Here is a 10,992-nt window from a genome sequence, read left to right as displayed (position 1 = left end):
TGCACCATTCGAGCCTGACGCCATGCAACCGCTCGGCGGGGGGGGCCGCCGCCGCCCCCCCCCCCCCCCCCCCCCCGCCGCCCCCCCCCCCGCGGGGGGGGCGGGGGGGGGGGGTGCCGGGCCCGGCCCGGCCGGGCGCCCCCGCCCCCCCCGGGCGCTTTTCGCGGAGCCGATAGCTGTCACCGCGGATGGTGATCACCGTTGAGTGATGAAGCAGGCGATCCAGGATCGCCGTGGCCACAACGGGGTCGCCAAAAACACTTCCCCATTCGCCCACAGAACGATTGGAAGTGATCAGAATCGATCCCTTCTCGTAGCGCCGCGACACCAGTTGGAAGAACAAGTGTGCGGCATTGGCCTCGAAGGGCAAATAGCCCAGCTCGTCGATGATCAATAATTTCGGCCGCGACAAGGTCGTCAACTGTTTGTCCAGAGAGCCATCGGCATGTGCCTTGGCCAGCATCGCCACCAGCGTCGCTGCCGTGACGAACTGCACATTGTAGTTCTGGCGGATCGCCTCGCGGCCGAGGCTCACGGCAAGATGAGTCTTGCCCGTTCCGGGCGGTCCGAGGAACAGGACTGTGTCGCCGTGTGCGATCCAGCGGCAGGTCGCGAGTTCCCTGATCTGGCCCTGATCGAGTGAAGGCTGGGCATCGAAGTCGAAGCCGTCGAGTTCGCGCACGAACGGGAACTGGGCGAGCTTGCTCGACATGGAGATGCGCCGCTCGTCGCGACGGGCGATCTCGCGCGACACCAGGAAGGCCAAGGCTTCCCGCAAGGTCATCTTCGAACGGGCAGCTTCGTCCAGCAGCGTATCGAGTTGGTCACGGATCGCCGTCAGCTTCAGCCGATCGAGCGTTGCGATGAGCACGTCATGATCAACGGTCGTCATCACCAGGCCCCTCCAACAACCGCCTCGTATTCCGCGAGCGGTCGCAGCAAGGCGGCTGGAGCGACATCAATGGGAGTTGCACGCACCGGCCCTTCGAAGCCGGCTACACCGACAAAATGAGCGCGATCCACGATCCGTTGTCGTCGCCCACGGCAAAGGGCGTGGTCTGCGACGACCTGGCCCGCATGGCGGATAATCACGCGGCCGGCCAAAACCACGACCTGGACGCTCTCACCGATCAGGCGCCAGGGCACGGAGTAGCTGTTCGTGTCGAGATCGATCGCGCAGTCAGCCTGGACCTTGCGGACCAGATCCCGCAATTGCCCGAATGGGGCACGGTCTGCCAGAGGGCGCAGCGCCTTGGCTTCTTCGGCAAAGCGTTCCGCTGGCGCAACGCCGGTGGTGCCGTGTTCACGCTGGTCGGCGACCTCCCGCGTCCAGCGGTCCAGATGCGCCTCGAATGCAGCCCAGTTCTCGAACCGACGCCCGGCGATTGCGTTCTTCTTGACGTAGCCGACGCCGCGTTCGTCTTTTCCCTTCGTGCGTGCCCGATAGGGAGCACAGGCCCGCGGCGTGAAGCCCCAGTACCGGGCGAACGCATGCAGTCGCGTGTTGAATCGGACCTCTCGCGTCACCGCATCATGGTGTTCGACCAGCGCCTTCGCATTGTCGATCAGCACTTCCGCGGGAACGCCGCCGAACCGCAGAAAAGCGCCTTCCATCCCTTCGAACCAGTCCGCCTGACGCTGCCTCTGCGAAGCCCGGACATGCATCCGGCGCGAATAGCCAAGCGTGGCGACAAACACATGGATCCGCACCCGCTCGCCGCCGATCCAGACCCCAGTATCGCCAAAGTCGATCTGCATCTGATGACCGGGCGCTGTCTCGAAGCGGACCGTCGCCCGCTTCTGCGCCTTTAATTCCCGGCGCCAGCACTTCACCCTCAGCTCCACCGAGCGAAGCCCGATCACAATCCCATGTTCGCTCGCCAGCTCCTGGCGAATGACGTCCGCGTTGCCTTCATGGCGGAAAAACCGCTCCCGAAGCCAATCCTCCAGGCCATCAAAGGCTGTTCGACGCCGGGGCTGACGATAGGCAACAACGCCGCCTTCGCGAAGGTAGCGACGAACCGTATTGCGCGCGCACCCAAACTCCTGCGCGATTCGTTTCGCTCCCCAGCCAATCCCATGCAGTCGCACCATTGCTGAAACTTCTTCCCCCGACCGCATCTCCTCAACCCGCACCGTTTTCGACAACGCGAGCTTCGATGGAAATTCATCGTGCATCTACTGATCCTCTCAAAAACGAGGGGTCAGTTCTTCGTTTCGTCTGGGGGTCAATTTCTCATTTCGCCCGACACCAAGTTTGTCCGAAGGCCGTTGGGAAACTGCAGTGGGCTGTTAACTGCCGCCACGACGTGTGTCGTGGCGCTGACAGGCTTGCCAGTATTTGCCTGTTCAATGTGTCCTGGAGCCGCATAAGAAGGCAGCAGACATGGCCGTTTAACGTTTGTTGTCATTTTGCGGCGCGACGATGATCGCCTTAAATTTGATAAATTGTAACCACCGAAGATGTCGCGCAGGCGCGGAGGCATCTACTTGATCAGGTATGGAAGCTGTGACCAAGCGTGATCGATCTGGTCGTCGTTGGGCAGCACATCGTCGGACACCCCAGCGTGGCGGTGAACTGGGCCAGCATGGCGAGGGAAGAGGGGTCCCCCGCGAACGCCCGCAAGCGTGACAGCGGGCAGGTCGGTATCCGGCTCAACGAGGGATTGCTCATACCTATTGCGAGCGTCGACGAGACCGTCGTCCCCTTCGGCAGTCTGTGACCAAAAGGCGCGTTCAGCCGGCCCGCGTGGCCTTCGGGCGGGTTCGTCCACCTTGCGCTGAGCATTACATGTGGAGAGCGGTTGGGTGCTATATATATCGCCGACCCGCTCTATACCGAGGGGTGAGGCAACGGCAGCGTTGCTCGGGAGCATTCCTCGGTGAGGCAATACGAGGTCTCTCCCAGATCGCCGCGCTATAGAGGGGCGCGCGCGAAGGGGAGGCGACGATGAGGTCGGGTTGTCCCCCCGATCGCCTCTATGTACCCCTTGAGTGTCGACAGATACATATCGGCCCGCTTCTCGATCTTCGAGACCGAGGGCTGCTTGAGCTTGAGGGTCAAGGCGATCTCTGCCTGGGCCAGCCGCACGGCGCAGCTCGCCGAGGCTCTCGACCTCCGTCCTTAGCTCTTCGAGACGTGCGTCGACACGCTCCCGACGCTACTCAGGGAGGGCTGCGATCACGTCATCAAGCTTGCGTTCCATCACCTCTTCCCCTCTTCGCCGCCGCCCGGCGGTTGAGATGCCCTTGATAGCGTTTGTCCGATGGCGTGCTGATTGGTGGCCCGGAACGGGAAGTCGCATCTGGCCATTGCCGTCGCCCGGGCGCTCATCCGCGACGGCGGCCGCGGCCCCTTCTTCAATGGGACAACGACCGCACTGCTCGATCGTCTTACACACTGTTGCGAGATCATCGAAATCGGACATGAATCCTGACGCTTCAAGAACCGCGCGTGATCACCCCGTTCGCCCAAGACGATCCGCGCTCGCCGGGCTTCGCAACCCGGACTAGCTCCGCCCAGCGAGCGCTAAGCGCGGTGCACTGAGCCAATTTTTACCGGGATATCCGCCGCGGCCAAGCAAGAGGGATATCTTCTCAAAAAGCAAAACTGGGCTCATTATTTAGCAGCGCCCAAGTGCTCTACTGGGCGGATTTGCAGAGCGCGATCGACGGGTATCTGAGACGGTTTTGCGCCGAGCTGGAACGGACCGTTCGATCCAAAATGCGTTCATACGAAAATATGATCACTTGGCAAAAACGGCTGTTTGACCCGAATCTTTTTTTCAGTGGCTGAGCGGCGTCAGAATTGGTCGATGTCCGTGCGTGATGGGTGTCGCAATCAGCGATGCCCCAGAAGGGCGAGCAGCATCCGGCGGTCAAAGCCCTCAAGGGATTTGGCCGCCGAAGCATCCTTGAGGTGGCCGTCGAATTAGATGGGGATACTTGTCGCGCCATCCATACCGTCGCTTCGCTGGTGTGGTCTTAGATCCTTGCTTCCAGAAGAAAGGCAGGAGAGCCCAAGTGCGAAATCGATCTCGCGAAATCGATCTCGTTAAGGCGCGATTGAAGGCGACCGAGACGCACTATCGCGAAAACTATAAGAAACGAACAAAGTCATGACCGAAGACATCACCGGCCAATGACCAACGGTAACGTGTCTGCGGATTGGGCTTTGACAATCCCGAAGAGGATTTGCGGAAAGCCAAGCTCGCCCGCGAGATCCGCGCCACCATTATGCGTCGGCACCTCACTCAAGCAAAATCGGCTTAATCTTACTGAGTCAGAAAGTCGCGGATGCGGGGGATTCGCGCTTGTCGCGGATTTGTTAGCGTGCTGATTCGTGATCAGGGAAGCGCGCCATGGCCAACTGGACGACGGAGAGTGAAGCGGCGTTCGACGCCTATGTCGATGCCTTGAGGGGGTGATCGGCCACGCCGACCGCGCTGAGCCGCTGAAGGATTACTGTCTCGGACTTCTGATGCCGATTGAGCGCAAGAGCGTGGAGCCGTTGGCGGCCGTCACGGCGCCGTCGCGGGTGGCGGCCAAGCATCAGTCTCTGCTGCATTTCGTGGGACAGGCGCCGTGGTCGGACGCGGCCTTGCTGGCACGGGTTCGCGACTGGGTCCTTCCACGGATCGAGCAGTGTGGACCGATCCGGGCGTGGATCGTCGACGACACGGGCTTTCCCAAGAAGGGCAAACACTCGGTGGGCGTAGCGCGTCAGTATTGCGGCCAGTTGGGCAAGCAGGACAACTGTCAGATTGCGGTTAGCCTATCGATCGCCAATGACGCAGCCTCGCTTCCGATCGCCTATCAATTGTATCTCCCGCACATCTGGGCGGAGAATCCGGAACAACGCAAGAAGGCCAAGATTCCCGCAGAGATCACGCTCCAGACCAAGCCGCAGATCGCGCTCGAGCAGATCAAGACGGCCAAGGCCGAGGGCGTCGCGCCCGGCGTTGTTCTGGCCGACGCCGGATATGGCGCCGACGGCGGTTTCCGCGCGGGCCTGTCCGAGCTCGATCTGACCTATGTTGTGGGCGTTCAGCCGACCCTCAGCGTCTGGCGTCCAGGCGAGAGTCCGCTGCCGCCCAAGCCTTGGAGCGGAAGAGGCCGGCCGCCGTCTCGGGTCGGCCGAACCGACGATCACAAGCCGATCTCGGCCAAGGCCCTGGCCGAGGAGTTCGACGCCGAGACCTGGCGCACGATCGCCTGGCGTGAAGGAACCAACACCGAGCTCAATTCCCGCTTCGCCGCCGTGCGCTTGCGGCCGGCCTCCAGGGACTACAATCGGCCCGAGGCTCACGCCGAAGAGTGGCTCCTGATCGAGTGGCCTGAAGGCGAGGTCGAGCCGAGCAAGTATTGGCTCTCCACCTTGCCGGCCGACGCTACGATCACCCAGCTGGTCGACGCCGCCAAGCTGCGTTGGCGCATCGAGCGAGACTATCAGGAGCTCAAGCAGGAACTGGGACTGGGCCACTACGAAGGCCGAGGGTGGCGGGGCTTCCACCACCACGCCAGCCTCTGCATCGCCGCCTATGGCTTCCTGGTCTCTCTGCGGGAGACGATTCCCCCCTCAACTCCAACTCGCGTCCAGGGCCGCCAAACACCTGGTCTTCCCGGCGGTTATCGACCCCGCGGATCCTCCGATCCGACCAGAGCGGCATGTCCCGACCTCGATCCCGACCATCAGGCGACGCCTGACCGTGGCCCTGGCCAACCGTCTGCAACGATGTCCGTGTTGCACAAGGGCCATGGACAGTCCACGTCAGGTCAGCAATTTATGACGCAGTAAGATTAAATGCTTGCTATGAAACAGCCCATACGCGGCCATAGTCGGCGAACAGGCAAGTTCTCTATAGACCGCCTCCTGCGCAGCCTCGATCGACTCGATCACAAGGTGGAGTTGTGGCTATAAGGTGGAGTTGTGGCGCGCCACAAGCCGCGCAAATCGGTACGGACGGCCGCAGAAGCAGCCTAATCATTGGCGCAAAGCATGGGTCCAGCTCTCGACAGGATCGTCTTCCTCGGAGATTTCCATCTCCTCGTTGTCCTGGCCTATTTCGGTGCATACGAGGATCATGCGAACTGCCCTTTGCGCCCCAGTTTTCCTACAGGAAGCGACGCCGCGTCGCAGCGGTATGATGACCTTATCTGGACGACGTTGGCTCTTCCGATTCTTAGGTCCAAATGCTCTCTGGCGTGAGGATCTCGAACGGAACAATCCGCTGTTCGATTAACCGTGTGTCTGTGCGTTCGATCATGCGCAGCATCACATCGATAAGTTCTTCAGGCATCCTGTCGACGGGATGGCACAAGGAAGCAGTAATCAAGCCTTCGCTCAATCCCTTGCGTGTCTCGGGCCCGATGTCGCGGCAGACGATCCGGATTTTACACTGATGCTCCACAGCGAGCTCGCGCATGGCCTGCAGGACGCCGGAAATGCCGCCGCCATTGACGAAGATGCCCCTGAGCTCCGATTCCTCCGCTATCAGCCTGCGAACGACTGCATAGGCGTTCTTCGGCGCCTCATGGGTCAGGAGCGTTTCGCTGACGTGGAACTCAGGCGCGTGCTCGCGCATGCAGGAGCGAAAGCTCGCATCCGAGATGTCTTGGAACTGATAACGGTTGCTGCCGATGAGAGGAAAGACCTTACCGGGCCGACCGGACGTCTGGCTGATAAACCATGCGGCGGTGCGGCCGGCCTCCCAGTTGTCGGTTCCCACAAAGCCGGCTCGGCTGGCGGCGGACAGGTTGGTCACGTAGGCGATCACCGGAACGCCCTTGACGCGCAACTCGTCAATCGCCTGGCCGACGAGCGGGTGATCGGCGGAGATCACAGCGATTGCATCGGCGCTTTCGCCTATCTTGAGCAGATTGGCAGCGACCGCTTCTGGGGAAGGGTCGTCCTCGAAGAGCACGTCTGGCTTAATAACCGCATCGGTGCGTCGCGCGCAGGCACTGAGAAGCGCCTCGGCCCAGATCTGACAGAGCGGCCGGTGCGATTGCTGCATGAGAAAGCTCAAGTGCCGATCCGGGAGATTGTCCCGCCTGCGTTCGTGCAGCGGCCCCGAACTGTGGCAGCCGATCTGCTGCGCTGCGCTTAAGATGAGGTCCGCCGTCTGCGGTCGCAGTGTGCCAGATCCGTGCAAAAGCCTATTGACCGTGGAAACACTTACGCCCGCGGCTCTCGCCAGATCCGCGATCGTTGGCCTGTTCATTAGCCCCCTCCCATATGCAATTCGTGAATGACGTCTTCCAAGTGCAAATGCCATGTCAGTGGCGAAAGAGGCGTAGGTCTCCGGATCCTTCGAGGAGAGGCCTGACATGTTGCAAGAAATCTCCGCGCCGCCTGACGCCCAATCGGCCAGATTGTTCGCCCGCAGCCGCCCGTTTTCCTCGAGCCGCGCGCGCAGCGGCGTGCGATCCGAAGCCGCGCGGCGCGCTGCAACGCGAAGGCGCCAATCTGGCTGACCTCAACGGACAGCGCTTTCGGGACCTCAACAACACTTTCGCCATCCTGACTTCCGGCGGTCGAGCAAATCCATTTCGTCAAACATCGACACTGAGGCTGTGAGGATCGCCATCAAGGCGGCGCGAGCATTCACTGGACGCACGAGCATTGCCAGCTCGAACGCGCTTTTCAGAAATCCTTTGGTTGGGCCGAGGCAGGCCAAGGGAGGGATATCCGCAACATCGCTTCGCCGCAGGCGCCAGCGCCCGTGTCGGCTTACGCAGACACCGGCATCGATTGCCGATGAGGTCGTCATTCGTCGCTTCAATATGCCAATGGTGCGGCCATGCTGGTGACGGACTGCATGGACGATCCTCCACATAAGGGCAGGCTCGGGCATCAACTGCCTCTCGTCGAAACCACAAGCTCTCCTTTTTCTTGGCAGTACGCTCCACGGTCAATCCGACCGGGATCAAGGATAGCAACCGCAACCTGCTCGCCATAATGCTGCCAAAAAGCAGCACCACGCGAACGGCAAAGGTCGATGGTATGGAACAGCCCTTCGAAACGGTATCGAAGCCGCGTACTCTGGTCGTGCTGAACACCACAAAGAGAAGAAAACGATCTACGGACAGATTGCCACCGTCGGCGTGGATCTTGGCACTCACGTCATTTCATGGGCGGTCACGGGTGTCTCTTTGCAGGATCGGAATTGCTCCCATCCTGCTGCGCGAAGATTACACTCGATGCAGGTCCCGCAACCGAAACCCCAGCTATGTCTATGTTCGCGGTCTCCGCTATAGCAGGTGTGGCTTCCCTCGCAGATGAGCTTCACCAGCGCCTCGCTGCCCAGCCAATCCGCCAGCGCCCAGGTCTGCGCCTTGTCGAGCTGCATGAGGGGTGTGTGAATGACGAAACGCGTCTCCATTCCAAGGTTCAGGGCAAGTTGCATCGCCTTAACTGCGTCATCTCGACAATCCGGGTAGCTGAAACGATCCGTCTCGGACACGCCGATCACGAGGTGTTTCGCGCCCACCCGGTAAGCTATCGCGGCCGCAAAGCCGAGGAACAGAAGATTGCGGCCAGGCACGAAGGTATTTGTTAGACCGTTCGCGTTCAGTGCGATCTCGACATCGCGCGTGAGCGCGGTATCACTGATTTTGCCGAGCACGGCCATATCAATCATGTGGTCCTCGCCCAGTCGCCCACGCCAGGCCGGAAAGTCTTTTCTAATGCGCCCGAGCAGGTAGGGCCGCACATCGAGCTCGATCCGGTGCCGCTGCCCATAGTCGAAGCCGATTGTCTCGACGCGCTCGAAGTTCTCCAGCGCCCAGGCCAGGCAGGTTGTCGAATCCTGGCCGCCGGAGAAAAGGACGAGTGCGGTTCCCGGATCTCGTTGCATCGGGTCAACCCTCGTATTCAGCCCAGCACAGCGGTGTCTCATAGACTGTTACCGAGCACATTTGGCCAAGAAGCGGCTTGGTTTGATTCCAGATCCAGACCGCAATGTTTTCCGCTGTCGGATTGTCGAGACCCTCAACCTCATTCAGATACTGATGGTCGAGACGTTGCAGAAGCGGTCCGAACACAGCCTCGACATCGAAGAAATCGATGACAAAGCCCGTGTCTGGATCGACGGGCCCTTCCAGACGCAGTTCCACACGGTATGAGTGGCCATGCATGCGGTGACAGCGGTGGGTTTCTGGCACCCGCGGAAGACAGTGCGCTGCCTCGAAGGTGAAAGCTTGCGTAATTTTCATGGGATCCCGAGAAGTTTGTGGGTTTGAAGGCTCAAGCGCCAACGTGGGTTGGCAAGACAATAGGCCACTGCGGCGGTCGTATTCGCCTCGCGCTCGGGCCCATCCATCGGCTGAAGCAAAAGGTGCTCAAACGCGAGAACTTCGAAATGTTCGGGCTCCGCGCCAATCTGAGGATATACAAGCTTTAGCTCGTCCCCTGCCGTGACCACGAGCCGTGCATTGCATTTCGGACTGACACACAGCCAGTCGATGCCGGCGAGTGTGGGAATGGTGCCGTTGGTTTCTACGGCAATTTCAAACGCCAAAGAATGCAGCGCTTCCAGGAGTTCTTCATCGATCTGGAGGAGGGGTTCCCCTCCGGTGAGCACGACAAGCCGCTGCCCAGTTCCCGACCCGCGCCAGGCTTGCTCGACCGCCAACGCAAGCTCTTGTGCGGTGGCAAAATGTCCGCCACCGGGGCCATCTACCCCAACGAAATCGGTGTCGCAGAATCCGCAGAATGCTCTTGCCCGGTCGCCTTCACGTCCCGACCAAAGGTTACAGCCGGCGAAACGACAAAATACGGCAGCCCGCCCGGCATTTCGTCCTTCACCTTGAAGGGTGTAGAAAATTTCCTTGACCGCATATGGCATTGCTTACGCGACCTTCCGCCGAACAAGGGAGCGCCTCTGCTGGCTTACGAGACGCAGCAAAAGGTGGGAAATGCCGCACTGCACGTTTTGCAACTCGCTCCACCGTCGAGACCCGCTTTCGGCCGAACTCCACACAGAATTAGGGTTCAGTGGGGAAAGGTTGCGGGGAAGGGTCTCTGGTTCCTCGAAGCCTATCACTACGAGAAATGGTTTGATCACGTCGCTCATGGCGATGATGCCTTGACGAGGACGAGGCGTGAGAATCCTGGTGTCTCCTCGAAAGCCTGCCTCACAGCACGGAAGAACTCGCTCATCAGCCGTAAGCCGCGCTCCAGGATGAGGCGGTCGAGCGATGAGGATGTCATGTGCGGCGGCAGGGCGCCGAAAAAACCCGCTATGTCCTGATCGGTGATCTGAAGGGCTTCATCGATGGTCTTGCCGACGATGAATTCGTTAAACGCCGAGGAAGCGGTTATGGCCGAGCCGCGGCCGAAGGTCTGGAACGTTGCGGCGGTGATCGTTTGCGTCTTACGGTCGAAACCCATCGTCAATTTAAGCCCACCGCCGCAGGCGACGGCGCCGACCTCGCCGGCCGCATTGGGGATGTCCAAAGCGCCGACATTGTTCGCGTTGATGAAATAGATCTTGTCGCCGAAGAGGTAGACGTTGTCGGTGTCCTCCCGCATGGCGCCGATCCTTGTCGTGATGGCGGCTAGCCGAACGACTTGCCGCAGGCGCATTTGTCCCGCGCGTTGGGATTGTCGAAGACAAAGCCCGAGGACTCCAGGTCCGTGACGAAGTCAACGGTCATGCCGGCGACATGGGGCTGGGAGTTTGCGTCGACGAACACCTTGACCCCGTTCGTCTCCATGATCGCATCGCCCTCGCGCGAGAGGCTTTCCAGACCCATCAAGTATTTGAGGCCGGCGCAGCCGCCCGTCTCGACCATGATGCGAAAGCCTTCCGCCGATTCGTCGGCGCGAGAAAGCGCGACCTTGACGGCGGCGACGGCGTTTTCAGTGAGTGTGATCATGGCACTATTTTCTTGCTGATGCGTTCGCAAGCCATGCTGCACAGAACGTGCCAGAGAGGAAAATTCAATTGAAGCCATTGGTTAGCGGATTTGGCGCCCTGTCTCACATCC

At 60.6% G+C, this 10,992-nt stretch carries 10 protein-coding genes and 2 pseudogenes; 2 read left to right on the top strand and 10 right to left on the bottom strand.

Features of this window, described 5'->3' with window-relative positions; genetic code table 11:
• Positions 1-145: 145 nt before the first annotated feature.
• Positions 146-892, bottom strand: a pseudogene (istB, locus tag AC0L14_RS25965) (IS21-like element ISSme2 family helper ATPase IstB); the annotation flags it as partial.
• Positions 892-2,178 carry an IS21 family transposase gene (gene istA, locus AC0L14_RS25960; protein WP_473751184.1) on the bottom strand — a complete coding sequence of 429 codons (1,287 nt, stop codon included), beginning with the start codon at positions 2,176-2,178 and terminating at the stop codon, positions 892-894. The pseudogene istB and the gene istA, both read right to left, overlap by 1 nt.
• Positions 2,179-2,519: 341 nt before the next feature.
• Here istA and AC0L14_RS25955 point away from each other — a divergent pair, with 341 nt between their 5' ends.
• On the top strand, positions 2,520-2,723 hold the full coding sequence (locus tag AC0L14_RS25955; RefSeq protein ID WP_473751183.1) for a hypothetical protein: 204 nt from the start codon (positions 2,520-2,522) through the stop codon (positions 2,721-2,723).
• Positions 2,724-3,161: 438 nt separating this feature from the next.
• Here AC0L14_RS25955 and AC0L14_RS25950 read toward each other — a convergent pair whose 3' ends face one another.
• Positions 3,162-3,428, bottom strand: a complete 267-nt coding sequence (locus AC0L14_RS25950; protein WP_473751194.1) for a hypothetical protein — start codon at positions 3,426-3,428, stop codon at positions 3,162-3,164.
• 933 nt (positions 3,429-4,361) lie between these two features.
• On the opposite strand from AC0L14_RS25950, the pseudogene AC0L14_RS25945 reads away from it, so the two are divergent.
• Positions 4,362-5,797: pseudogene (locus AC0L14_RS25945) on the top strand (IS701 family transposase).
• Between the two features lie 385 nt (positions 5,798-6,182).
• Here AC0L14_RS25945 and AC0L14_RS25940 read toward each other — a convergent pair.
• From AC0L14_RS25940 to AC0L14_RS25910, 7 genes are all read right to left on the bottom strand, one after another.
• On the bottom strand, positions 6,183-7,223 hold the full coding sequence (locus AC0L14_RS25940) for a LacI family DNA-binding transcriptional regulator (protein WP_473751182.1): 1,041 nt from the start codon (positions 7,221-7,223) through the stop codon (positions 6,183-6,185).
• Positions 7,224-7,554: 331 nt separating this feature from the next.
• A complete protein-coding gene (locus AC0L14_RS25935) occupies positions 7,555-8,124 on the bottom strand; it encodes a hypothetical protein (RefSeq protein WP_473751181.1) in 570 nt (189 codons plus the stop codon).
• The gene (gene queC / locus AC0L14_RS25930) at positions 8,121-8,858 is read right to left on the bottom strand and encodes a 7-cyano-7-deazaguanine synthase QueC (protein WP_473751180.1); all 738 of its coding nucleotides are present in this window, start codon (positions 8,856-8,858) and stop codon (positions 8,121-8,123) included. Before queC ends, AC0L14_RS25935 begins: the two co-directional genes overlap by 4 nt.
• Before the next feature lie 4 nt (positions 8,859-8,862).
• Positions 8,863-9,216: a 6-carboxytetrahydropterin synthase QueD gene (queD, locus tag AC0L14_RS25925; RefSeq protein ID WP_473751179.1), complete on the bottom strand. Its 354-nt coding sequence runs from the start codon at positions 9,214-9,216 to the stop codon at positions 8,863-8,865.
• Positions 9,213-9,848 (bottom strand): 7-carboxy-7-deazaguanine synthase, encoded by a 636-nt coding sequence (gene queE / locus AC0L14_RS25920; protein WP_473751178.1) that lies wholly within the window; start codon positions 9,846-9,848, stop codon positions 9,213-9,215. The genes queD and queE overlap by 4 nt, the downstream gene beginning before the upstream one ends.
• 224 nt (positions 9,849-10,072) lie before the next feature.
• Entirely contained in the window at positions 10,073-10,534 is a 462-nt protein-coding gene (locus AC0L14_RS25915) for an iron-sulfur cluster assembly scaffold protein (RefSeq protein WP_473751177.1), read from the bottom strand.
• Positions 10,535-10,560: 26 nt separating this feature from the next.
• Entirely contained in the window at positions 10,561-10,881 is a 321-nt protein-coding gene (locus AC0L14_RS25910; protein ID WP_473751176.1) for a HesB/IscA family protein, read from the bottom strand.
• Positions 10,882-10,992: the final 111 nt, after the last annotated feature.

Source organism: Mesorhizobium sp. WSM4841, from assembly GCF_055811515.1.
Note: the sequence above shows the minus strand (reverse complement) of the source record. Positions and strands in the feature narration are given on the sequence as shown.

Excerpts from the sequence above, each read along its gene's own strand:
- istA (WP_473751184.1), bottom strand. The coding sequence starts at position 2,178 with ATGCACGATGAATTTCCATCGAAGCTCGCGTTGTCGAAAACGGTGCGG.
- AC0L14_RS25950 (WP_473751194.1), bottom strand. The coding sequence starts at position 3,428 with ATGTCCGATTTCGATGATCTCGCAACAGTGTGTAAGACGATCGAGCAG.
- AC0L14_RS25940 (WP_473751182.1), bottom strand. The coding sequence starts at position 7,223 with ATGAACAGGCCAACGATCGCGGATCTGGCGAGAGCCGCGGGCGTAAGT.
- queC (WP_473751180.1), bottom strand. The coding sequence starts at position 8,858 with ATGCAACGAGATCCGGGAACCGCACTCGTCCTTTTCTCCGGCGGCCAG.
- queD (WP_473751179.1), bottom strand. The coding sequence starts at position 9,216 with ATGAAAATTACGCAAGCTTTCACCTTCGAGGCAGCGCACTGTCTTCCG.
- queE (WP_473751178.1), bottom strand. The coding sequence starts at position 9,848 with ATGCCATATGCGGTCAAGGAAATTTTCTACACCCTTCAAGGTGAAGGA.
- AC0L14_RS25915 (WP_473751177.1), bottom strand. The coding sequence starts at position 10,534 with ATGCGGGAGGACACCGACAACGTCTACCTCTTCGGCGACAAGATCTAT.
- AC0L14_RS25910 (WP_473751176.1), bottom strand. The coding sequence starts at position 10,881 with ATGATCACACTCACTGAAAACGCCGTCGCCGCCGTCAAGGTCGCGCTT.